At 55.6% G+C, this 22,867-nt stretch carries 20 protein-coding genes; 13 read left to right on the top strand and 7 right to left on the bottom strand.

All coding sequences use genetic code 11. The features are described 5' to 3' along the window. The first annotated feature begins 24 nt into the window (after positions 1-24). The 7 genes from E5161_RS02655 (at position 25) to E5161_RS02625 (ending at position 5,997) form a co-directional block, all read left to right on the top strand. Entirely contained in the window at positions 25-897 is an 873-nt protein-coding gene (locus tag E5161_RS02655) for a 3-hydroxyacyl-CoA dehydrogenase family protein (RefSeq protein ID WP_136776115.1), read from the top strand. Next, entirely contained in the window at positions 894-2,105 is a 1,212-nt protein-coding gene (locus E5161_RS02650) for an acetate/propionate family kinase (RefSeq protein ID WP_136776114.1), read from the top strand. The genes E5161_RS02655 and E5161_RS02650 overlap by 4 nt, the downstream gene beginning before the upstream one ends. Before the next feature lie 30 nt (positions 2,106-2,135). Next, on the top strand, positions 2,136-3,437 hold the full coding sequence (gene asnS / locus E5161_RS02645; protein ID WP_136776113.1) for an asparagine--tRNA ligase: 1,302 nt from the start codon (positions 2,136-2,138) through the stop codon (positions 3,435-3,437). 31 nt (positions 3,438-3,468) lie between these two features. Continuing rightward, positions 3,469-4,197, top strand: a complete 729-nt coding sequence (locus E5161_RS02640; protein ID WP_136776112.1) for a DnaD domain-containing protein — start codon at positions 3,469-3,471, stop codon at positions 4,195-4,197. 379 nt (positions 4,198-4,576) lie between these two features. Next, positions 4,577-4,969, top strand: coding sequence for a DUF2500 domain-containing protein (locus E5161_RS02635; protein WP_136776111.1), 393 nt, complete (start codon positions 4,577-4,579; stop codon positions 4,967-4,969). 184 nt (positions 4,970-5,153) lie between these two features. Next, complete coding sequence (locus tag E5161_RS02630) at positions 5,154-5,492, top strand: ArsR/SmtB family transcription factor (protein ID WP_136776110.1); 339 nt, start codon at positions 5,154-5,156, stop codon at positions 5,490-5,492. A gap of 22 nt (positions 5,493-5,514) precedes the next feature. Next, on the top strand, positions 5,515-5,997 hold the full coding sequence (locus E5161_RS02625; protein ID WP_136776109.1) for an SRPBCC family protein: 483 nt from the start codon (positions 5,515-5,517) through the stop codon (positions 5,995-5,997). Positions 5,998-6,256: 259 nt separating this feature from the next. On the opposite strand, the gene mtnB is transcribed toward E5161_RS02625, so the two are convergent. From mtnB to proB, 6 genes are read right to left on the bottom strand one after another with little or no spacing between them, the layout of a single operon-like run. Further along, a complete protein-coding gene (gene mtnB, locus E5161_RS02620; protein ID WP_136776108.1) occupies positions 6,257-6,907 on the bottom strand; it encodes a methylthioribulose 1-phosphate dehydratase in 651 nt (216 codons plus the stop codon). Further along, complete coding sequence (locus E5161_RS02615) at positions 6,904-7,611, bottom strand: 2-hydroxy-3-keto-5-methylthiopentenyl-1-phosphate phosphatase (protein WP_136776107.1); 708 nt, start codon at positions 7,609-7,611, stop codon at positions 6,904-6,906. Before E5161_RS02615 ends, mtnB begins: the two co-directional genes overlap by 4 nt. Beyond that, positions 7,608-8,834, bottom strand: a complete 1,227-nt coding sequence (locus E5161_RS02610; RefSeq protein WP_136776106.1) for a 2,3-diketo-5-methylthiopentyl-1-phosphate enolase — start codon at positions 8,832-8,834, stop codon at positions 7,608-7,610. Before E5161_RS02610 ends, E5161_RS02615 begins: the two co-directional genes overlap by 4 nt. A gap of 32 nt (positions 8,835-8,866) precedes the next feature. Continuing rightward, a complete protein-coding gene (gene proC, locus E5161_RS02605) occupies positions 8,867-9,736 on the bottom strand; it encodes a pyrroline-5-carboxylate reductase (RefSeq protein WP_136776105.1) in 870 nt (289 codons plus the stop codon). Between the two features lie 12 nt (positions 9,737-9,748). Further along, on the bottom strand, positions 9,749-10,996 hold the full coding sequence (locus tag E5161_RS02600; protein ID WP_136776104.1) for a glutamate-5-semialdehyde dehydrogenase: 1,248 nt from the start codon (positions 10,994-10,996) through the stop codon (positions 9,749-9,751). Further along, the gene (gene proB, locus E5161_RS02595; RefSeq protein ID WP_136776103.1) at positions 10,989-12,119 is read right to left on the bottom strand and encodes a glutamate 5-kinase; all 1,131 of its coding nucleotides are present in this window, start codon (positions 12,117-12,119) and stop codon (positions 10,989-10,991) included. The genes E5161_RS02600 and proB overlap by 8 nt, the downstream gene beginning before the upstream one ends. Positions 12,120-12,555: 436 nt before the next feature. On the opposite strand from proB, the gene E5161_RS02590 reads away from it, so the two are divergent. The 6 genes from E5161_RS02590 to E5161_RS02565 are packed head-to-tail and all read left to right on the top strand — an operon-like array spanning position 12,556 to position 21,623. Beyond that, positions 12,556-13,692: a response regulator transcription factor gene (locus tag E5161_RS02590; RefSeq protein WP_136776102.1), complete on the top strand. Its 1,137-nt coding sequence runs from the start codon at positions 12,556-12,558 to the stop codon at positions 13,690-13,692. Positions 13,693-13,694: 2 nt separating this feature from the next. Next, entirely contained in the window at positions 13,695-14,750 is a 1,056-nt protein-coding gene (locus E5161_RS02585) for a HEAT repeat domain-containing protein (RefSeq protein WP_136776101.1), read from the top strand. Positions 14,751-14,799: 49 nt separating this feature from the next. After that, on the top strand, positions 14,800-16,152 hold the full coding sequence (locus E5161_RS02580) for a glycosyltransferase family 2 protein (protein ID WP_136776406.1): 1,353 nt from the start codon (positions 14,800-14,802) through the stop codon (positions 16,150-16,152). Then, the gene (locus E5161_RS02575) at positions 16,149-18,401 is read left to right on the top strand and encodes a hypothetical protein (protein ID WP_246042069.1); all 2,253 of its coding nucleotides are present in this window, start codon (positions 16,149-16,151) and stop codon (positions 18,399-18,401) included. Before E5161_RS02580 ends, E5161_RS02575 begins: the two co-directional genes overlap by 4 nt. Next, the gene (locus E5161_RS02570; RefSeq protein ID WP_136776100.1) at positions 18,401-18,766 is read left to right on the top strand and encodes a response regulator transcription factor; all 366 of its coding nucleotides are present in this window, start codon (positions 18,401-18,403) and stop codon (positions 18,764-18,766) included. The genes E5161_RS02575 and E5161_RS02570 overlap by 1 nt, the downstream gene beginning before the upstream one ends. Next, on the top strand, positions 18,759-21,623 hold the full coding sequence (locus E5161_RS02565) for an ATP-binding protein (protein WP_136776099.1): 2,865 nt from the start codon (positions 18,759-18,761) through the stop codon (positions 21,621-21,623). The genes E5161_RS02570 and E5161_RS02565 overlap by 8 nt, the downstream gene beginning before the upstream one ends. Here the strand turns inward: E5161_RS02565 and E5161_RS02560 are convergent. Next, complete coding sequence (locus E5161_RS02560; protein ID WP_136776098.1) at positions 21,615-22,790, bottom strand: pyridoxal phosphate-dependent aminotransferase; 1,176 nt, start codon at positions 22,788-22,790, stop codon at positions 21,615-21,617. The two genes, E5161_RS02565 and E5161_RS02560, sit on opposite strands and share 9 nt — an antisense overlap. Positions 22,791-22,867: the final 77 nt, after the last annotated feature.

The following is a 22,867-nucleotide window of genomic DNA, read 5'->3' as shown; positions in this document are numbered from 1 at the left end:
AGGTGTGGGCTGGAGGGACTGGACATGTTTCGCAAAATCGGAGTCGTAGGCGCGGGAACGATGGGGCGCAGCATTGCGGAGATGCTGGCGGAGAAAGGCCTGGACGTTTTTCTGCTGGAACAGACCCCGCAGCAATTGGAACAAGCGATGAGTTTGTTGGAAGCCAGCTTGGATCGCCAAATGGAGCGCTGGGCGATTACGGCTGCGGAGAAAAAGCTCATTTTAAACCGAATACATAAGTTGAACGCTGTGCAAGAACTGGTGAACTGCGACTTGGTCATTGAGACCGTCACGGAAGATTTGGACCGTAAAAAAGAAATATTTCAAGAGCTGGACCAGGTTCTGCCGCCGGATGCAGTAATCGCGAGCAACACATCCACCTTAAGCCTGACGGAGCTTGCCGGTGTTACAGAACATCCGGAGCGCGTCATCGGCATGCATTTTGTGTATCCGGCTTTTCGCATCGATGTGGTGGAGATCATACGCGGATTGCAAACTTCAGACGACACGTTTGTCCGCACCAAATCGTTTACGGAAGAAGTACTCGCCAAAAAAGGCGTAATGGTTTACGAATCGCCGGGATTCGTCACGACCCGCCTCATTTGCCTGCTCATTAACGAGGCGCTTCACTTGCTCGAGGAAGGGGTGGCCTCGCCGGAGGATATTGATAATGCCATGAGGATCGGCTACCAATTCGAACACGGACCGCTCGAGATGGCCGACCGGTTCGGCCTCGATTCCATTCTGGCCGCGCTCGATCGAATGTTCCGGGAATTCGGCGAACTGAAATACCGCCCGTCCTTCGTGCTGAAGAAAAAAGTGCGCGCGGGACAGCTCGGCGTCAAAACCGGAATCGGATTTTTCCAATACGACAAGGATGGTGATCGCATTACATGAACGTATTGGTCATCAACTCCGGCAGCTCCTCGCTTAAATATCAGCTGTACGATATGAAGATCGAATCCGTTCTCGCGAAAGGGCGGGTCGAGCGGATCGGCATGGAGACGTCCATTTTGTCCCATGAGGCGGAGGGAAAGCCGGAAACGCGAGAAGTCAGCGAAATTCTGGATCATACGACGGCCATCAAAAAAGTGCTGGACATGCTGACGCATCGGGAATTTGGGGTGTTGAGGACGATCGAGGAAGTCGATGCCGTAGGCCATCGCATCGTGCACGGAGGGGAGTCTTTCCGGGAATCGGTGCTCGTCACGGAGGATGTGAAGCTCGAAATCCGCAGGCTGTTCGATTTGGCTCCTCTTCACAATCCGGCGCACATGATGGGCATTACGGCGGTGGAGCGAAACTTGCCTGAAGTGCCTCAAGCGGTGGTGTTCGATACCGCTTTCCACCAAACGATGCCGCCCGTCTCGTTCATGTATGCGATTCCGATGGTCTTTTACAAGAAGCACAAAGTTCGGAGATACGGCTTTCACGGCACTTCGGTGGATTACGTCAGCAGATGCGCTTCCGATTTCCTCGGGCGGCCTTTAAGCGAACTGAAGCTCGTCGTCTGCCATATCGGGAACGGCGCCAGCTGCACGGCCGTGCTGCACGGCAAATCCCACGATACCAGCATGGGAATGACGCCGCTGGAAGGGCTCATGATGGGAACGCGCAGCGGAGATCTGGATCCCGCCATCGTCACGTTCGCGATCAACAAAGAGGATTTGACGCTGAACGAAGTGAATTCCATGTTGAACAAGCATAGCGGATTGCTTGCCGTGTCCGGCGTCAGCGGCGATGTGCGGGAAGTGGTCGAGGCGATGAACAACGGCAGCGAGAATGCCAAACTCGCGTTCGAGATGTACGCGAACCGCATCCGCAAATATATCGGTGCTTACGCCGCATCTATGAACGGCATCGATGCGCTCGTCTTCACCGCGGGTGTCGGTGAAAATTCGGCGCTGCTTCGGAGCGAAGTGTGCAAAGGACTCACATTTTTGGGGCTTGCACTGGATGACAAGCGCAACGAGGAACGGTCGGATCAGGCAAGAAGCATCAGCACGGCCGATTCGCGTGTCGATGTGCTGGTAGTTCCCACCAATGAAGAATTGCTGATTGCCCGCGACACATACCGACTCGTGCGGGAAACGCCGCATACATAAAAAGAAGGTAGAGGAAGGGGAAAGGTTGCAATGGAAAACAAACAAAAAATTGTGATCGCAGAAGTCGGCCGGCATCTCGGAGAGAGCGTGACGTTCGGCTGCTGGCTGACGCGCCGCCGTTCCAGCGGCAAAATTCAGTTTTTGCAGTTGCGTGACGGGACAGGCTACATTCAAGGGGTATTGGTAAAGGAAGAAGTGCCGGAACAAGTGTGGGAGGAAGCAAGCCGGCTCACCCAGGAGAGCTCACTCTACATCACCGGCGTCGTGCGAGAAGATCCCCGCAGTCCGTCCGGATTCGAGCTTTCCGTCACCGGCGTGGAAGTGATTCAGGTTACCCAAGATTATCCGATTACGCCGAAGGAGCACGGGGTCGACTTCCTGATGGACAACCGGCATTTGTGGCTTCGCGCGCCAAGACAGCGGGCGATTCTGAAAATTCGGGCGCAGATCATTTCGGCGGTCCAAAGCTTTTTTGACGAGAGAGGCTTTACGCTCGTCGACCCGCCGATTCTGACGCCGTCATCGGCGGAAGGGACGACGGAGCTGTTCCATATCAAATATTTTGATGAAGACGCCTACTTGACGCAGAGCGGCCAGCTCTACATGGAAGCCGCAGCGATGGCGCTGGGGAAAGTGTATTCCTTCGGCCCTACGTTCCGGGCGGAAAAGTCCAAAACGCGCCGTCACCTCATCGAGTTCTGGATGATCGAGCCGGAAATGGCCTTCGTCGATCACGAAGAAAACTTGCGCGTTCAGGAACAATTCGTCTCGCACGTAGTAGGCGAAGTGCTGAAAAACTGCCGGCCCGAGCTGGAAACGCTCGGCCGCGACATTGCGGCGCTCGAGCGGGTGAAACCGCCGTTCCCGCGCATCACGTACGATCAAGCGATCGACATGCTGAAAGAATTGGGCATGGAGCTTCCTTGGGGCGAGGATTTCGGCGCTCCGCATGAAACGGCGCTGGCTGAGAAATTCGACCGTCCGATGTTCATCACCCATTATCCGACGGGAATCAAGGCTTTCTATATGAAGCCGGATCCGAATCGTCCGGAAGTGGTGCTGTGCGCCGACATGATCGCTCCGGAAGGTTACGGGGAAATCATCGGCGGCTCGCAGCGGATCGACGATCCGGAGCTGATGGAACAGCGCTTCAAGGAGCATGATTTGTCATCGGAAGCTTATCAGTGGTATATGGATTTACGCCGCTACGGCACGGTGCCGCATTCCGGATTCGGTCTCGGCTTGGAGCGTACCGTAGCCTGGATTTGCGGACTGGATCATGTACGGGAGACGATTCCGTTCCCTCGCATGCTGTACCGGCTTTATCCATAACGCCTAGATCTCGCAAAAGGGGGATACAAAGATGGAAGGCCGGGGCGGCATTGCGCGCGGTTTGGCGGAAGCATACTTGGACGGTGCGGTGAGCATTCCCTATGCGCTTCTGCGCACGTATCGGGCGTTGAAACTGAGCGACACCGAGGGTATGCTGCTCATCCAGCTGATGGCATTCCGTCAGTTAGAGCAAAACGAGTTCCCGACGATGGAGCAGCTTCAGGAGCGGCTCGGGTCGTCGCCCGCCGTTGTCGGACAAGCGATGCAGAAGCTGGTGAAACAAGGGCTGGTGGCTATCGACGAAGTGTTCGATCCGGTGACCGGGGTCCAATCGGACCGGTACAACTTGTCCGGTCTGTTCCAGAAAATCGGAGCGCTTCTCGCCGCAGGCGAACTGCCGCTCCGCACCGGCGGCGGGGAAGTGTCCCTCGGGGCGGGCGATCCCGCGGATTCCCTTTATCCCCTGAGGCAGTCGGTAACCAAGACTTCGGTGTTCGGCGGCGCCACCAATCTGTTCGCCGTTTTCGAACAAGAATTCGGACGGCCGCTGTCGCCGATGGAAGTCGAAACGATCAACGGCTGGCTCGACAAAGACAAGTACGATGAGGATCTCGTCCTTTTCGCCTTGAAGGAGTCCGTGTTTGCGGGCAAGCTTCATTTTCGCTACATCGACCGCATCTTGCTCGATTGGGGCCGGAACCGGGTCACCACGGTCGAAGAGGCGCGTGCGCACACGCAAAAATTTCGCACGGGCCGGTAGGTCTGGAAGACCAATGGGAAGAGATTCTAGCCTAACTTTGCTGTAGTTGTATTTCGCCAAATTACGGAGGCGGATAAGGCGCTGGAATGTGCTGCAACTTCATTTCGCCAAATTGCAGCAACCATTTCGAAGCCTTCCGGCGGCAAGCAGCTCTCCAATTTCGCGAAATAGAATTGCGCATAGTGTTCATATGAAATTTTGTCTGCAGGTTGGCGAAATAGAGCTACAGCACACGGAACGAGCCGGCGATCAGGCTTTTTGAACGAACCTTCCTTTTGGGGAGGTTCGTTTTTGTTATTGTAACTTTTTGGTGTGCGGAATCGTATGTATCAAATGGGTAGTTCACGGCAAGTAGGCCGATGATGGGGGAGTGGTCGTCATGTTTCCACCGAGCGATGCGGGCTTCGGATTTTTCGGGATACTTTTTCCTTTGGTGTTCTTTGTCATTATCGGAGTCATTGTGTTCAGTATTGGGAAAGGGATCCTCCAATGGAGCCGCAATAACGCGCAGCCTGTATTGACGGTAGAAGCGCGGCTGGTAAGCAAACGGACGGATGTATCTCACAGTCACGGAGGCGGCGTAAACGATCATTCCGTCCATTCCAGCACCTGGTATTACGCCACATTTGAAGTGGAAAGCGGGGACCGGATGGAGTTTGCGATTCAAGGCCACGAATTCGGCCTGCTCGCGGATGGTGACTTCGGCAAGCTGACCTTTCAGGGGACTCGTTATTTGGGCTTCCAGCGTGAAAGAAGCGTCGAGGCATTTTGAGATCAGGATCCATATGAACACGTTAAACGGAGTGCCAATTGTCAACAATGACGGCACTTCGTTTTTGTTTTGCAAGCAAAATAAATTTTCCTCTAGAGGAAATTTCCCTTGACGGAAATTTCCCGAAGGTGTAAATTGGAATCAAACAAACATTGGATTCATTTGGAAAGGAGGCAATCCCGATATGACATTCGCAACGCTCAGTGCGCTCGCTGAGCCCAACCGGTTCAACATCGTCGAATTGCTGCGCGATTGCGGTGCGCTGACGGTCGGCGAAATCGCTCAGAAGCTTGGACTTCGGCTCCCTCAATCATCCAAGCATCTGCACGTACTAGCTGAAGCCGGCCTCGTCAATGTGCAAATTGATGCAAACCGCCGAATTTACTCGCTGTGTCCGACGCCGCTGATCGAGATGAATCACTGGTTGGAGACCTTCACTCAGATCAAGGAAGAGCAGTTTGACCGGCTTGAACAATTGCTGAAAAAGGTGCAAGAGAGCGAGAATGTCCAAAACAACGGCTGATGGATGAAAAGGAGAGATTAAGATGTCCAAAACTAGCGTTATCGCCGAACAAGGAAAGCAGGAAATTGTGATTACCCGTATCTTCGATGCCCCTCGTGATCTCGTTTTTCGAACGTACACGAACCCGGCTACAGTTCCGGACTGGTGGGGACCGAGAAATCTGAAAACGACGGTGGATCGGATGGAAGTGGAAAAGGGCGGCGTTTGGAGATACATCCACGATGATCCCGACGGGAATGTGCATGCTCACCACGGCGTTTATCATGAAGTGGCCGCTCCGGAGAGGATCGTCAACACTTACGAATACGAGGGATACCCCGGCTCGGTCGGACTCGTGACGACGACGTTCGAGGAATTGCCGGGCGGTAAAACGAAGTTTACGGAAGTTTCGCTGTACCCGTCAGTGGAGGTACGCGAAGGAGTCCTGCAATCCGGCATGACGGAAGGCGCCATGGAACTGATGGATCGACTGGATGAGCTGCTCGCGAAACTCCAATCCCAGTAAGGAGTGAGAGATCACGTGAAATGGATCAGCTATATAGTGCAAGGGATACTTTCGGCCAGATTTCTCATGGCGGGATTGGCGAAGCTGTTCTCGAGCGAGGAACAAATCGGTGAGTTCTACACGGATCAGTTAGTGTGTACTTGATCCTGCTGATCATGCTGCTTGTGCGGTTGATCCGGTCGGAAGCCGTATTGAAAAACATCCTATATAGGGAAGTGTGAATGAAAAATGGCGGCCCATTCGGCCGCCATTTTGACGCTTATCGAATCGCCTTCAACAATTCCCACCGGTACGCATACTCGAATAAAAATTCGAAGGCTTCCAGGTGGCGTTTGGCTTCGAACCCGTCGCGGCCCCAGGCGTAGATGCCGTGCTTGCGCAGCAGGATGCCGGGTATCCGCGATTCCAGCCGATCCGTAATTTCGGGTACGATTCGGGGGACGTCGGCGAAGTTGGAGACGATCGGTACATCGATATGAGCTTCTTCGTCCCAAATGTTAAACGCCTTGATCAACTCGACTCCATCCACGGGTACGGACTTTCGATCCCCAAAATACTCAGACACCAAATTGTTGAACACAGAGTGGGTATGGTAAATCGCGCCGCAGCCGGTCAGACGATAGATTTCACAGTGGATGACCGTCTCCGCGGACGGCTTTAAGCGCGTTGTTTCGCAAGGCTTGCCGGATTGATCGACGAACAGGAAGTCCTCCGGCGTCGATAACGATTTATCTTTCCCGCTTGCGGTTATCGCAAAATGAAACGAATCCGGTTGGAATTCGCCCACGCGCATAGACAAGTTGCCGCTCGTGCCGGCGAACATACCGCGCGCCGCAAAATCCGCTTTGACCGACGACAATTCGCGAAGTACGCGCTGTTTCTCTTCCAAAGCAATATCGGCAAAGTTCATCGGGCCATTCCTCCCTGGTCCAAGTGACGGACGATATCGTGGAACGTCTCGAACGGAATGTGAGGAAGACCGAGCTCCCGACATTTGTTCGTTAAATGCGATCTGGAGAAAACAAGGTCGGCCAGCTTGGCTCCCGCAAAATCGGTGACGCTGTCGCCGATCAGAATGCGGTAATAATCGTCGCGCGTGAAACGGCGGATCACGCTTACTTTGCACATGCCGCAATCGTTATCACATTTTTCGTCGCAGGCATGCGGCCAAGTAATCCGGATTCGTTCTCCTTCAAAATCGCTGCCGTTGCAATAAATATGATCGGCGGGGATGCCGAACGGCTCGAGCAGCGGATAAACGAAGAAATCGATGCCGCCGCTGGTCACGTAGAAGGGAACGTCATGCTCTTTGCACCAAGCCAGCAGTTCGGCAAAACCCGGGCGGATGCCCGCCGTTTCGATCACGAACGAGCGGATTTCTTCTTTTAATGACGAAGGAAGCAGCGCGAACATTTCCCCGACGCCTTGCCGGATCGACTTGGTCTCGCTCACAATCTCATCGATAATGGCTTCCACGCCCTTCGGCTTGTACTTTTGCATGATGGCGACGATATTATCGCTTAACGTAATGGTACCGTCGAAGTCGCAGAAAAGGACCGGCGGTCTTGGAAAAAGGGTTTCGGACTGGGCGCCGGACTGTGCTGAAACACTCAAGATGTGCGTACCCCCCAACGTTGGATGGCGGAGCGAAGCTCCGGATGCGTCTCGGCGTAAGCCTCCAGGCTGACACCGCTTCTTACCGCGTCGACCGCTTGACGGAAAGCTTGTCCGCCTGCCGCGGCGCCTCCGGGATGACCGTGAACACCGCCGCCCGCATTGACGACGACTTCCGGTCCGAAGTCGTGGAGAATGAGCGGGACGAGTCCGGGATGAATACCGGCGGACGGAACGGGAAAGACGGGTGCCTGAGGAAGCTTGTCATTCAAGAGGGAGTCCCGCACCGCCAAATTTTCTTCCTTCGGCATCACAACGGATCCGTAGGGGGAAGGGAACAACGACAAATCCGCGCCGGCGATCCGCATGAGCTTGCCTAGAAGCAAAGGTGCGGCGATGCCGTGATAGGGCGACGGATACACGGCGCCGGCCATAGCCGGGTGAGCGGCGATCGGCACGCGAATTTCCGGGTCGGCGGCCAGCTCGGCCAAAGCGTCGAAGCCGTAGGCGAGCACGTTAAACAATAGTCCGTTCGCTCCCGCGTCGATGGCGCGTTTGGCATTGTCCCTCAGCTTGAAAGTAGGCCCAGTCAGGTTGGTGAAATAAATCAGCTGTTGACCGGTTGTTTCCCTTGCTTGCTTGGCGGCTTCCTGGCAAACGTTGACCCGCTTCTCCAACGGAGAGAGCGGATTTTCGAACAAAATCTCGTCGTCCTTGATCAAATCGACTCCGCCGAGCGCCTGCTGCAGGAACTGCTCCCGCAATCCTTCCAAATCATAGCCGATCACGGATTTAAATATGCTCATCACCAACGGCCGATCGTGGACGCCAAGCAACGCTCGAACGCCTTTTGCACCGAACTTCGGTCCGGGGAACGCGCTGAGAAATTCCCCCGACGGCTGAAGGTCGAGCAGCTTGATCTTTCCGTCCATCGAGAGTTTACCGAACGCGGTGACGAGCAGGGCAGGCAAATCCCGGCTGAAGTTAATATCGGGATATGCGATCGTGATGTCCGCGTAACGTTCGTCTCCGCCGCTTGAGTCCGGCTCATGGACATCGATCGAAACGACTTGGCCGAGATGTTTTTCCATCCGCCGCTTGGTTGTTTCCGGAAGCTCTGTCCAACTGCCGACGGTCAAACCGACTGCGATGCCGAGCGCTTTTTTCTCGAAATCGGCTTGTTCGTCAAATACCCGATAGGTCGCCGTGCTATATCCGTTCATACGTTTCAAGACACCTCTTTATCATCGATTCCTCAGCTTTCAATCGCTTCGCTGCGTATCGCTTCGCCCATCTCCCGCGCTCTTTCGGCACAGCGGAGAATGGCGGCATTCATGCCTTCTTGAAAACGATAACGTTCGAGCGTGTCGATCGCGGCTTGGGTCGTTCCGCCGGGTGACGTCACTTTTCTCCGCAGCTCCTCCGGATTTTCCCCGGTGCTCGCCACCATTTCGGCGGCGCCCCGCACCGTCTGAACCGTCAGCTCCCGCGCAGCTTCCGTCGTCAGGCCGAGCTCCACGCCGGTCGAGATCATCGCTTCCATCAAATAATAGACATAGGCGGGACCGCTTCCGGACACGCCGTTCACGGCTTCGATCAACGGCTCATCGACAACGGTCGCGATCCCGACGGCCCCGAACATCGCGAGTGCCATCTCTTGCTGTACCGCCGAAACGGAAGAGGAGAAGCTAATGCCTGTGGCCCCGAGCCCGATGGTGCTGGACGTATTGGGCATCGTACGGACGATGGCTCGTTGGCCGCCCAGCAGCGTCATGATTGTATCGATGGACAGGCCGGCGATCGCCGAGACGATAAGCTGTTCCTGGCGAAGAAGAGGGGCTAGGGCGCGAAGAGCGGATGCCGAATCTTTCGGCTTCATGCCGAGCACCACGATATCGGCAGTGCGAAGCGCATCTTGTTTCGCTTGTTCTCCGATGGCCGGGACGACTCCGTACTGTAAATGCAGCTCCCGGAGACGCTCCGCATTTTGCCGGTTCGTGACGATGATGCGGTCCGCCCGGGTGAGCCCCGCTTCGATCAGTCCCCGCAATATCGCTTCGGCCATCGCGCCCGCCCCGTAAAAACAAATCGAAACATTGCCGATTGCTGAACTTGCTTGTTTCATGCTGCGTACTCCTTACGTGCGAATTTGGCCGGTGCCGAAGATCCGGTACTTGGTAGAAGTCAAAGCAGGCAGCCCCATGGGCCCGCGGGCATGCAGCTTCTGCGTGCTGATGCCGATCTCCGCGCCGAACCCGAATTCGAACCCGTCTGTGAACCGTGTCGAGGCATTGTGGTATACGGCCGCTGCGTCAACTTCGCGCAAAAACCGGTCCGCATGAGTTTGTGATTCCGTGACGATACATTCCGAATGCTTGGTGCCGAACCGGCGAATGTGCGCCAGCGCTTCGTCCAAATCTTTTACCACTTTGACGTTCAAAATGTAGTCGTTATATTCGGTCGCGAAATCTTGCTCCGCCGCAGGCATGACACCCTCGGCCAGTTCCCGGGTTCGCTCGTCGCCTCTTAATTCGACGCCGGCGCTTTGGAAAACGCCAGTCAGCGACCGAAGGTGGCGTAATGCGAATGCTTCGTGCACGAGCAGTGTCTCCATGGCGTTGCAGACGGATGGGCGCTGCACTTTGGCGTTTAAGGCGATCGCCTGCGCCATGTCTGGGTCAGCACTCTCGTCGAGATAAGTATGACAAATGCCGGCTCCGGTCTCAATCACGGGCACGGTCGCATTCTGAACGACATTCTGAATCAGCGAAGCGCCGCCCCTCGGGATGATGACATCGAGCAGTCCGTTCAGCTTCAGCATCTCGTCGACTGAGCCCCGGCCCGGATCCTCGATCAATTGAAGGGCGTCCGCAGGAATTTCGGAACCGGCCAACGCTTCGCGAAGCACTTCGACGATCCGCCGATTCGAGGACAGCGCCGACGAACCGCCGCGCAATACGACGGCATTGCCTGTTTTCAAGCATAGTGCGGCCGCGTCTACCGTCACGTTCGGGCGGGCTTCATAGATGATGCCGATCACGCCGAGCGGTACCCGCAGCTTCTCGATACGAAGCCCGTTCGGCCGGTCGATTCGTTCCAGAACATCCCCGACCGGATCGGTCAGATCGACGATTTGCGTTACCCCTTCCGCGATAGCCGCAATCCGTTCTTCCGTCAGCTTCAGTCTGTCGAGCAGGGAGGAGGAAGTGCCTTGTGCCCGCCCCCGCTCCAGGTCCTCTTCGTTGGCCGCCAGAATGGAACCCGTATGGGCAAGCAGCGCCTTCGCCATCTTGCGCAAAGCGTCATTTTTGGTTTCAGTGGAAAGTTGACCGAGTACGGCAGCCGCACTTTGCGCCGCTTGGGCTTTCCTTACGACTTCACTCACGGGAACCAGCCTCCTTCAGGATCGGGGTTGCCACCCATTCGTCGCGGTGGATGACTTCCACGCGTGGAACTTCTACCCGCCGCATCGCTTCTTCGCTGCCAAGTCCGGCTACGGCGGTAATTTGCCATGCGTCATATTGCGAAACGCCGCGTCCGAGAATGCCGCCTTCCGGTCCGGCCACCTCGACGACATCGCCGCTGTGAAAATCTCCTTCGGCACGTATGATTCCCGCGGGCAGAAGGCTTTTGCCGCCGCGCAGCAGCGCCGTCTCGGCACCCGCGTCTACGACGATCGTACCTTGAGGAACCGCCAAGAAGCCGATCCAATGCTTTTTGGCCGAGAGGGATTGAAGGGAGGAGGTGAAGTACGTGCCTTTGCCTTCCCCCTGTACCGCGGAAAGCAAGTCGCCCGGCTCCGAGGCCCGGCCGACGAATGTCGGGATCCCGCCTTGCATGGCGATACGCGCCGCCTCAATTTTGGAGCGCATGCCTCCGGTACCGACCGAAGAGCCTGCGCCGGAAGCGATCCGGTATAACTCTTCAGAGATGATGTCAACCCGGCCGATCTTGACCGCGTCCGGCGCTTTCCGCGGATCTGCCGTGTACAGTCCGTCCATATCCGTTAAAATATACAGCCCGCCGGCCTTCACCAAGTTGGCGACTAAGGCCGACAGCGTATCGTTTTCGCTGAACTTCAATTCATCCACCGCGACGGAATCGTTCTCGTTAAAAATCGGGAGAACCCGCTGTTTGAGCAGTTCTTCGATCGTCCGCCGGGCGTTCTGGGACCGCCCCCGGTTGCCGAAGTCCGGCCTCGTGAGCAGGATTTGCGCGACGGTGATGCCATGAGCCGCGAACGCTTCCTGATAAGCTTCCATGAGCAGCGCTTGGCCGACCGCAGCCGCGGCCTGTTTCTCGTGTACCAGTTTCGGCCGCGCACGGTATCCGATCCGGCGGAAACCCGCCGCGATGGCGCCCGAAGTGACCAGCAGCACCTGCATGCCGGACGCGTGAAGAGCCGCAAGTTCATTCGCGACGAAACGGATTTTGTCCCGGTTTAATCCGCCCTCATCCGACGTCAGCGAGCTGCTTCCGATTTTGACGACGATTCGCTGGGCTGTCATCGCACCTCACCTTTCTTTCCTAGACAATACAAAAAGCTCCCGTCCTCAAAGGACGGAAGCTCGGCTTCCGCGGTACCACCTTCGTTGACGGCGCATGCGCATTATGCATGATCTACCGTCCGCTTTCATCCTGATAACAGCAGGTACTGTCCGGTTCTTCGCCGGCCGCTCGGGGGTGGGGGGAAGCGGGAGCAAGGTAAATTCTTTCAGCCTTCGGAATTTACTCTCTGGTCACGCCCGGTATCGCTTCTTCGTTCCCGTCAACGCGTTTTCCTCAGAATACCATGCACAAATCGGCTTGTAAAGGAAGCGCAGCTTCCCGCAATCCTATAATTTTCGATTGACGGCGATGCGCGGGATAGTGCCTAAGATTCTGTTCGAATGATGTCGAATCAGATAGAATGAAGATTCTATCATTCGCTGCAGGTGATGACAATTGAAGAAGTACCAGGACATCTTGCTCGGCAACATCGAAAAGACGCTGGAATCATGGCTGGATCAAAATGAAGGGCCAATCGCCCATGAGGTTGTGCGGCGATTTTTACACACCGTCACCGGCACCGCAGGCTCCATCGGTTTGCCGGATATTTCGTCGACGGCGTCGGCCTTGCTGCGGAGGCTGGACGAAAACGCGCCCCAGTCGTGGAAGAAGGAACAGCTTCGTGTCTATTTAAACGATTTTATTCAGGCCTATCATGAAGAGCGGGGCACGGGGAGCGTTCCGGCGGGCGCAGTGCCGGTCGAGCCGGAAATTCCCCATGACGAAGCTCCGGTCGTGTTGATTTTGGACGACGACCCTGCCTTTTCGGCGTTTCTGAAAGAAGAGCTGCAACGCGCGGGATATCGAGTGCTGACTGCGTCGCAAACCGCCGAGGCGGTTCGTTTGGTTCACGAAGATCAACCCGATGCGATGATTTTCGATCTTCACCTCCAAGAGGAGAGAGGATTCGATGCGCTTCGAGAATTAAGCGGCAAGCTGGCCTCCATGTTCATCCCGACCACCATGATGAGTGTCGACGATACGAAAGCCAACCGGCTTGAAGCCTACGAGCTGGGGGCTGACGATTTCGTCACCAAGCCCTTGGATATGCAAGAACTGCTGGCTCGCCTGGCGCGGCAGCTGAAGCGAAAACAATTGTTTGCAAAACCGGTACAGCCTGTTCAGAAGGCGGAACGGAAGACGATTCGGGCGGCGATCATCGACGACGATGCTGTGGTGCGGACGATGCTGCAGGACTATGTGAAAGATTGTTTTCCTTCCGATGTTCAGCTTGAAATCCGTTCCTTCCGCGACGGAGAGCGGTTTATCCAAGACGCCTGGTTCGGGGAACCCGTTCCTTGTCTGGTGCTGTTGGACCGCATGATGCCCCGTATGGACGGGATTGAGGTCCTTTTGCGGATCCGCCGTTCATCGAATTCATCTTTTTTCACTGTGCTGATGCTGACCGGCAGAAAATCGGAAAACGATATCGTCAAAGCGCTCGAGCTGGGAGCCGACGATTACGTGACCAAACCTTTCAGCCTGAAAGAGCTGGAGTCACGCATTCGGCTTCTGGCCAGAAGAATGGCCTGACCATGCTTCAGCCCATTCAAATGCTGATGCTGTTGTCGGCCTCCCTGTTTGTTCTCTTGATGCTGACATTGGTCTACCTGATTTTGCGTAAATCCGCGGACAATCGAATTTCCCGCATCCGTTCCGCTTATATGGAGCAGCAGCAGAAGCACGTATACGATTATTTGCTGACCGGGGAAGAGACGCGGTCTCTATTGCCGCATGGCAACAAGTTGAAGGCGGAAGCGCTGGAGCAGCTGCTTCTGCATTGTGCGGGATTGTTTAAGGGAGAGGACATGGAGGCGCGGATCCGATCCTATGCTTCCAAGAATTTGACCGATATGTACAAAGGCTTGTTGGCCAGTCGCAGCTGGAGCTCGAGAATGAATACGCTATATCGCGTGGACAAATTCGACATGTCTCATCTGGCGGCGGAGTTGGAAGAAGCGGCACGGAACCGCCGGACGACACCCGAGGAGCTTGCATTAATTTACAAGCTTCTGGCGAGATGGGGCAGAGCCGCGGTGCCGGATCTCCTTCTGCGGCCTGGCAACGCCTTGTCGGATTATCAAAGGCGGATCATTTTTTCAGCCATGACGCCTGAGCTGTTTGAGCATTTTGTTGTTCGAATGCATCGGTTGCCGGCGGATTGGCGATATTCTTTGATCGATGTAATCGGCATTCATCGGAAATCGGAATATACCGCCGGCTTGCAGAAGCTGGCGGATGAACAGGATATCGAGCTGCGAATCCGCGCCTTAAAGGCACTCAGCTTTATGGACAACGTCTTGCCGGGTGAGCAATATATCCTCCACGCCCGTTCGGACGCCTGGCAGGAGCGGATGATGGCGGCGAAGCTGTTCGCCTCGTTCCGCAGCGGCCTGTACACCGATGAATTGGTCCGCCTGCTGGGCGATCCGGTATGGTTTGTCCGTTCGCAAGCCGCTCAATCGCTCTTTTCCTTTCCACAAGGGATCGCGAGGCTGCAGGAAGCCGCAGCGACCTCCGAGGACCTGTACGCACGGGAAATGGCCGCGGAATGGCTGGAGAAAGGAGGGGCGAAAGTTGACGCCGAGTGAAATTGTGCGGAAATTCATTCTCTATTCGGGGAACTTTGTCCTCATTTATATGCTCATTGTCCTTTTATTTTATGGATTTTTCATGGTCGCTTCGCTTATCTATCTTCGACGTATCCGAAAACTGGACGAAAGCTTTCCTTACGACGAACTGCTCAACGTCAGCTATACGCGTCCGATTTCGATCCTGGTACCGGCTTTCAATGAAGAAGCCGGCATATGCGGCAGCGTTCGCTCGCTTCTGAGCATCGAATACCCCGAGTTTGAAGTGATTGTCATTAACGACGGTTCCGCGGACGGAACGCTTCGGACGATGATCGACAGCTTCCGGATGGAGCCGGTCAGCCGCGCGGTAAGAAAAAGACTCGACACAGAGCAAGTAAGGGCCGTTTACCGTTCCAACGTTTACGATAATCTCTATTTGGTCGACAAAGACAACGGAGGCAAAGCCGACGCGTTAAACGCCGGCATCAATTATTCCGCTTATCCTTATTTCTGCTCGTTGGACGGAGACTCCGTATTAGAGCGGAGATCGTTCCTGAAAGTGATGAAGCCGATTTTGGAGTCCGGGGAAGAAGTGATCGCATCCGGAGGAAGCATACGCATCGCCAACGGCTGCGAGATCGAGAGCGGCGAAGTGGTCAAGGTCGGTCTATCCCGCAGACCCTTGGTGGTGATGCAGGTCATCGAATACTTGCGCGCCTTTTTGCTCGGCCGTGTCGGCATGAGCCGGCATAACCTGCTGATCATCGTGTCCGGCGCATTCGGCGTCTTTAACAAGCACTGGGTCATCGAGGCGGGCGGTTACCGCCGCAACACCGTGGGAGAAGACATGGAGCTGGTGATGCGGCTGCACCGGATGAACAAAGACCGGAAGCTGAACAAACAAATTTTGTACGTTCCCGATCCGGTTTGTTGGACGGAAGCGCCGGAGTCGATGAAATATTTGCGGCGGCAGCGGAGCCGCTGGCACAGGGGACTATTGGAGAGCCTTCTCGTTCACCGGGATATGCTGTTTCGTCCGAAATACGGTTCTCTCGGATGGATTTCCTTGCCGTATTTCTTATTCATTGAATTATTCGCTCCGTTGGTGGAAGCGTTGGCTTATGTCGTGCTGGTCGCCACGCTGTTCGTTTCTTCGGTTTATTGGGAGTTTTCCGTTCTGCTGTTATCGGTATGTCTGCTTTACGGATCCATGTTTTCGATGGCAGCCGTGGTGGTGGAAGAATGGAGCCTGCGAAAATATCCGAAGGCCCGCGATATTCTCCGGCTATTCGTGTACGCGCTCACCGAGTCGTTCTGGTACCGTCCGCTTACCGTTTGGTGGCGTTGTGAAGCGTTTGTCCAATGGATGGCAGGCAAAAGAGGATGGGGAGAAATGAAGCGCAAAGGAGTGTCGGCATGAGAGCCAAAAGGCCCGTTTCACATTCCGGACGCCGCCGGGTTGCAGGGATCGCTGCAGCCGCGCTCTGCGGGCTTGCCGCACTTGCTTGGCTGTTTGCTCGGGGAACCGGAGCAGGAAGCGAACACAGCTCCGTGTGGTCGAATCAAGGCACCAAGATGTTCGCCAGAGCGGACGCGGGAGACAACGATTTGCAAGTGTACCATGACGGCGAATGGCAGCCTATTTTGCTCAAAGGCGTCAACATGGGGATCGCCAAGCCGGGGTATTTTCCGGGGGAAGCGGCGATCACCCAAGCGGAGTATGCTCGGTGGTTCCGTCAAATCGGCGAGATGAATGCCAACGTCGTCCGTGTGTATACGATACACCCTCCCGGTTTTTACGAAGCGTTAAAGGAATATAACCGAACCGCGAAACAACCGTTGTACCTTCTGCAAGGCGTATGGGTAAATGAAGAGAATCTCGTGCAATCCGCAGATGCGTTCGCTGCCGTTAATACGGACGATTTTCAGGCGGAAATCCGGAGAACGATCGATTTGGTTCACGGAAACGCCGAGCTTCCGGCGCGTGCGGGACATGCTTCAGGACGTTACGTAGCCGATGTGTCCTCCTATGTAATCGGCTGGGTTCTCGGAATCGAATGGGATCCGGCCATGGTAGCATCCACCGACGCGAAGCATGCGGGAATCTCCCAGCATCAAGGCCGTTATTTCAGGACGAATAACGCGTCTCCGTTCGAAATTTGGCTGGCCGGCGCCATGGAAACCGCCGCTGCCTACGAGCAGGACAAGTACGGCTGGCAGCGCCCGATCAGCTTTACGAACTGGGTGACGACGGATCTGCTTAAGCACCCTTCGGAGCCATTGCCCGAAGAGGACATGTCCGTTGTGGATCCGAACCATATTTCCCCAACGGATGCCTATCAGGCGGGGCAGTTCGCCTCTTATCACGTGTATCCGTACTATCCGGATTTTCTGAATTATGATCGCAAACTGAATGAATATGTGGATTCCCGCGGTGAAAAGAACGGTTACGCCGGTTATCTGAATCAGTTGAAATCCGCTCACCATATGCCTGTCCTCATTGCGGAATTCGGCGTACCTTCTTCGCGCGGAATGGCCCACCGGAATGTAAACGGTCTGAACCAAGGTTTTCTCACCGAAGAGGAACAGGGAGAAATCGACGCCCGCCTTTGGCAGGACATCCGGCACGAAGGGATGGCCGGAGGGCTGGTGTTTACTTGGCAGGACGAGTGGTTCAAACGAACCTGGAATACGATGGACTACGACGACCCGGAGCGCCGGCCCCTCTGGTCGAACGCGCAAACGGGGGAGCAGCAATTCGGTCTGCTCGCATTCGATCCCGGCAAGAACGGGCCGGTAATCCGTATAGATGGAGATGCCGCCGATTGGGACAAGGCGGGGATCCCGAGCATCCCGGCGGACAGCCCGGACGCTTCCGTTACGCAATATGCCGTCACGAGCGACGAACGCTATGTATATTTTCGGCTTGATATGAAACAGACGGTTGACTGGACCCGCACGAAAGTCGGGATCCTGATCGATTCCATCGACGGTCAGGGACAGCAGTCCGTTCCCGGGATTACGGGTTTAACGAGCGATGCCGCATTCGATTTCTCCATCGAGTTAGCCGGTCCCGGCCGCTCTCGGGTACTGACCGACAGCTATTACGATCCGTTCGAGTTTCAATATGGCCATGAGTTGAGAATGGTTCCTTTACCGGATACGGCAGGGACCCGCAATAACGGCCGTTGGAATCCGATCCGGCTTGCGCTCAATAAAGAACTGGTAATCCCCGACCGTCAAGGAGAGGACCGCGTCCGCCCGTTCGAATCGTACGAAACGGGAGAGTTGAGATACGGCAACGGGAATCCGGAAGCCGCCGACTACGATTCTCTTGCCGACGTGTCGGTGAAAGACCGTGTGATCGAAATCAGAATCCCTTGGCAGCTCTTGAATGTGAAAGATCCGAGCAGCCGCAAGATTATGGGGGATTTGTGGAAGGAAGGGCTAAGCGCCAGCCGGGAAACGGACGGGTTCCGTATTGCCGTCACCGGCGGCAATGGCGCGCGCGATACGATACCCGCCGCTCAAAACGGGATGCTTCCGAAAGAGAACATGTTCGTGTACCAATGGGACAAGTGGAGCGCGCCGCAATACCGGGAACGATTGAAGACGTCCTATTACGTGATGCAACAACAGTTTGCACAATCCGATAGGGGGAATCCGTAATGGCCCGATTGCTGCTTGCGGAAGATGAAGAAGCGCTGCGGATGCTGATTGTCGATACGTTGGAAGAAGAGGGACATGTCATGGACGTCGCTTGCGACGGCGAGGAAGCGCTGCGGAAAATTTCCGTTAACCGCTACGACTTGATCATTCTGGATCATATGATGCCGAAGCTGACCGGGCTGGAGGTCATTGAGCGTCTGCGTTCCATGCCGGAGCATGCTTCCTCGCGTGTGCTCATGCTCTCCGCCAAAAATCAGCAGACGGAACAAAACCATGTCATGGACGCCGGAGCGGATGCTTTCATGTCCAAGCCGTTCAGTCCGCTGGCTTTGATCGGAAAAGTTGAGGAGTTGTTGAATGCTTAACTTGGGGCGGTATATCCGCAAGAGCATCAAGCGTCGGTTTCAAACGATGCTGTTCCTTGGGCTTTCCCTCGTGGTGCTGGGCTCCTCTTTCGTTCTTTGGAGGGCTTACGACACCTACCGTTCTTACGAGATCAGCATCAAAGAAGTTCAGGATAAACTGTTGCTCATAACCGATATGGCCGACCATTCGAACGAAATCATAATGAAGACGCGCGGTTACTATATCTTCCTCGACAAGCTGGATTATAAGGGCATCTTCACCGCGCGGGATCAATTGAATTCGACGCTGGCTAAACTAAGAACGTATCCGTTGACCCCTGCTGAAGCCGATCTTACGGACAAAGTGGACGCTTTCTTCGATAAATATTTTCGCACCACCCTTTCGAAAGGACTCGCCTTGGCGGACAAAAGAGATTTCGAGTCGCTGAAGGACTTGGTTTATACGAACGGCGTCAATCCGATCAACACGTTGCTGCAAGAAGCTCGGCTTGCCAAAAAGCAGGCCGAACGGCTGCTTGTTACCGAGAGCGACAGGCAGATACGCAGCCTTGTTGTTCAAGGGGCTTACTTTGTCGGTTATATTTTGATCATCTTATTCCTGCAGCTTTACATGGCGCGTATGCTGTCCAAAGACATCAGCGGGCCTATTACGTCATTGGCCAGACTGACCTCTGGCGGCGATCGAATGGAGTTCCCCGCATCTCTGACGGAAAGACCGGACGAGGTCGGCATTCTAACCCGGGCGCTCAAACGGATGATTCATGACATCCAGGAAAACGAAGAGGAATTGACCGCACAAAACGAAGAATTGTTCGCCCAGCAAGAAGAGCTGCAAGCCCAACAGGACGAACTGCAAACCGCGCTCGGTAAAATGGAACAGAATGAAGCGTATCTTCTCACGCTGAACCGTTTTACGAAAATGTTGTCCAACACCGACGCTAAACGGGATCTGCTCGAACGAGCGATTCGTAAATTGACCGAAATGAGCGGCATGGAAAAGGGTGTCATCGTGACGCTCGACAATCCTCCGGCTTATGCGTCTTTCGGTATGGGAGAAAGCGAAGCCGCCCGAGCAGCGCAGCGTGTGCGCGACGGGGGTCTGCAGCGTGCCGTGCAAATGCGGCGGCCTTATATCAGGGAGCGGGAAGTCTCCGAAGCAGAACGCGGATATTTGGAAGAAGCGATGCGGGGATACGACTTGTTCGTGCCGGTGTGGGATGAGAAAGAGCAGCCGGCAGCTTGTCTGATCCTGACTCGTGTAGGCAAGCCGATTTCGGACAAAGAGCAGGAGGAATTTGCCGGTTACGCCTCCCAGATCTCTCTTGCGCTTAGTAAGCTGAAATTGCACGAAACGGTCATGCACCGAAATCAAATGATTATGGACGTTCTCGATGTCATGCATACAGGCGTGCAGCTTACGGACGCAGACGGCAGAGTTCTCCAGATAAACGCCAAAATGGGTGAAATTTTGGGCGTGGATCCGAAAACGATCGATTTCGATCGCACCTCTTTCGCAAGCCATATTTCATTCATGCGAACACACACCGAAGAGCCCGAACGGGTTGAAGCGTTTATCCGGGAAGCCCTCACGGAGAATGCGAGCCATAAAATGATGAGATATGCCGTTAGCGGACCTGACGAGCGGATCATCGAGCTTTACTTCGAGCCGCTATATCATAATGGAGTGCGAACCGGCACTTTGTTTGTTCATCGCGACATCACCAAAGAACATGAAGTGGACCGGATGAAATCGGAATTCGTCAGCACGGTCAGCCATGAATTGCGCACGCCGTTGGCCAGCGTGCTCGGATTTGCGGAGCTGCTTCTTCACAGGGAAATGTCTCCCGAACGCAGGCGGAAATACGTCACGACGATCCATCGGGAAGCGCTGCGGCTGACGAATCTGATCAACGATTTTCTGGATTTGCAGCGGATGGAATCCGGCAAACAAACGTACGACATGAAGCCGGTGGACTTGGTTCCGATTCTGAACGGCTTGACCAAGCAGCAGCAAGCGGTAACCAATAGACATCGTCTGACGTTCCACCGGACGCTCCCAACTGCCGTCGTGCTTGGAGACGAAGAGAAACTGCGGCAAGTGCTCGTCAATCTTCTCGGCAACGCGGTGAAATATTCGCCCGAAGGGGGCAACGTCGATATCCGCTGCAGCAGGGACAGGGGCTGCATCCGGATCGAAGTGCAGGACGAAGGGCTCGGCATTCCGGAGGAAGCGAAAGGCCGGTTGTTCGAGAAATTTGCCCGGGTCGACAACAGCGACCGCCGCGAAATCGGTGGTACCGGACTTGGGCTGGCCATCGTGAAAGAAATCGTGGAACGACATCAGGGAACCGTAGAAGTGAAATCCGTGTTAGGCGGGGGAAGCACCTTTACGGTTGTGCTGCCGGCGGTGGAAAATGAGCTTTCCATGGCGTCGGGGGAAGAAGAGGCTTCCGCCGCCCGCGAGCAAGCCGGGAAGAACCGCATTGTGCTGGTCGAGAATGACCCCAGCATGGCTGAGATGCTGAGTGAAGAACTGCGGGAAAATGGCTATCACGTGGAAGCTTGCGATAATGGCGAAGCCGGCTGGCTCGCTGTTCGCGGGAACCGGCCGGCTGCGGTCGTCGTGGATCTGATGCTGGAGGATCAGTCCAGCGGGTGGCGCCTGATCGATCGAATGAAGGCTGCCGAGGAACTGCGGAATGTGCCTGTCATCGTGTCCAGCGCTTTGGAAGAGCAGGACAAAGGGAGGGAAAGCGGCGTAGCCGGTTACTTGGTGAAGCCGTATCCACCCGGTAAGCTCGCGGAGATGCTCCTCCGGATTCTCGGGGAGACCGGCCCAAACGGCTCTTTAGAATAAGCCAAGCCGGCCGATCCTTTCGACGGCTTCGACCAGCCGTTCTTCCGGAGCGAGCAGCCCCAGCCTGACGTATCCTTCTCCGGCGGCTCCGAAGCCGCTGCCGGGAGCGACGACGACATCGGCCTGCTCGAGCAGCAGGTTGGCGAACGATATTGACGTGTAGCCTCCCGGAACCGGAAGCCAGCAGAAAAACGAGCCGGCCGGCTTGTCCGCTTTCCAGCCGATCCGCTCCAGCGCAACGAACAGGGCATCGCGACGGTGTTCATACGTCGCGACCAATTCCGCCACCGAGTTCTGCGGGCCGGTGAGCGCTTCGGCCGCCGCTTCTTGAATGCCGCCGAACAGGCTGCAATAGTAATGGTCCTGAATCAAATTCAACATCGACACGACTTCCCGGTTGCCGAGCGCAAAGCCTACGCGCCAGCCGGCCATGTTGTACGTTTTGGACATCGTGTAAAACTCGACTCCGACCTCTTTCGCGCCTGGCGTTTCCAAGAAGCTGACCGGGCGTTTGCCGTCAAAGCCGATGCCGCCGTAAGCGAAATCGCTCGCCACGACGATGCCGTGCTGCCGGGCGAACGCCACGGTTTCTTCGTAGAAGGCGGGAGTCGCCGTCGCCGACGTCGGATTGTTCGGGTAGTTGAGGAACATCAGCTTCGCTCGCCCCAGCTCTTCGCTAGGCAATTGGGAGTAATCCGGCAAAAAGCTGTTCTTCGCCAGCAGCGGCATAAAAACCATTTCGGCCTCCGCCATCGCGACGCCCGACCAGTAATCGGGATAACCGGGATCCGGCACGAGGCACACATCTCCGGGGTTCAGCAGGCACTGGCTGATTTCCACCAAGCCGGTTTTGCCGCCAAAGAGGATCGCTACTTCGGTTTCCGGATCCAACTCCACGCCATAGTCTTCGCCATATCGTTGCGCCACCGCTTGCTTGAGGAACGGAAAACCTCGAAACGGCGGGTATTTGTGATAAGCTGGATTCTCTGCGGCGCGCTGCAGAGATGCGACGATCGGAGCGGGAGTCGGCAGGTCGGGGTTGCCCTGACCCAGGTTAATGACGTCGCGTCCGAGCGCGATCCGTGCGTTCGCTTTGGCCACCAAGGTGGCGAAAAATTGTTCGGGGAGCTTCCGAAGACGCTCTGCGGGTAAGATCGGGAAACTCATGGTTCGGTCACGCTCCGTAAGAAAAAAGACTAGGATGAATGTAGCACAAAGCGGTGGCGACGGCAATGGAAAAGCCC

The sequence above is a fragment of the Cohnella pontilimi genome (assembly GCF_005049045.1).
GTDB lineage: Bacteria > Bacillota > Bacilli > Paenibacillales > Paenibacillaceae > Cohnella > Cohnella pontilimi.
Note: the sequence above shows the minus strand (reverse complement) of the source record. Positions and strands in the feature narration are given on the sequence as shown.

Bases quoted from the DNA above. Each gene is read 5' to 3' on its own strand.
- proB (WP_136776103.1), bottom strand. From the start codon at position 12,119: ATGACAGCCCAGCGAATCGTCGTCAAAATCGGAAGCAGCTCGCTGACG.
- E5161_RS02580 (WP_136776406.1), top strand. From the start codon at position 14,800: ATGCTCATTGTCCTTTTATTTTATGGATTTTTCATGGTCGCTTCGCTT.
- asnS (WP_136776113.1), top strand. From the start codon at position 2,136: ATGGAAAACAAACAAAAAATTGTGATCGCAGAAGTCGGCCGGCATCTC.
- E5161_RS02560 (WP_136776098.1), bottom strand. From the start codon at position 22,790: ATGAGTTTCCCGATCTTACCCGCAGAGCGTCTTCGGAAGCTCCCCGAA.
- E5161_RS02635 (WP_136776111.1), top strand. From the start codon at position 4,577: ATGTTTCCACCGAGCGATGCGGGCTTCGGATTTTTCGGGATACTTTTT.
- E5161_RS02650 (WP_136776114.1), top strand. From the start codon at position 894: ATGAACGTATTGGTCATCAACTCCGGCAGCTCCTCGCTTAAATATCAG.
- E5161_RS02630 (WP_136776110.1), top strand. From the start codon at position 5,154: ATGACATTCGCAACGCTCAGTGCGCTCGCTGAGCCCAACCGGTTCAAC.
- E5161_RS02565 (WP_136776099.1), top strand. From the start codon at position 18,759: ATGCTTAACTTGGGGCGGTATATCCGCAAGAGCATCAAGCGTCGGTTT.
- E5161_RS02640 (WP_136776112.1), top strand. From the start codon at position 3,469: ATGGAAGGCCGGGGCGGCATTGCGCGCGGTTTGGCGGAAGCATACTTG.
- mtnB (WP_136776108.1), bottom strand. From the start codon at position 6,907: ATGAACTTTGCCGATATTGCTTTGGAAGAGAAACAGCGCGTACTTCGC.
- proC (WP_136776105.1), bottom strand. From the start codon at position 9,736: ATGAAACAAGCAAGTTCAGCAATCGGCAATGTTTCGATTTGTTTTTAC.
- E5161_RS02610 (WP_136776106.1), bottom strand. From the start codon at position 8,834: ATGAACGGATATAGCACGGCGACCTATCGGGTATTTGACGAACAAGCC.
- E5161_RS02575 (WP_246042069.1), top strand. From the start codon at position 16,149: ATGAGAGCCAAAAGGCCCGTTTCACATTCCGGACGCCGCCGGGTTGCA.
- E5161_RS02570 (WP_136776100.1), top strand. From the start codon at position 18,401: ATGGCCCGATTGCTGCTTGCGGAAGATGAAGAAGCGCTGCGGATGCTG.
- E5161_RS02585 (WP_136776101.1), top strand. From the start codon at position 13,695: ATGCTTCAGCCCATTCAAATGCTGATGCTGTTGTCGGCCTCCCTGTTT.
- E5161_RS02625 (WP_136776109.1), top strand. From the start codon at position 5,515: ATGTCCAAAACTAGCGTTATCGCCGAACAAGGAAAGCAGGAAATTGTG.
- E5161_RS02655 (WP_136776115.1), top strand. From the start codon at position 25: ATGTTTCGCAAAATCGGAGTCGTAGGCGCGGGAACGATGGGGCGCAGC.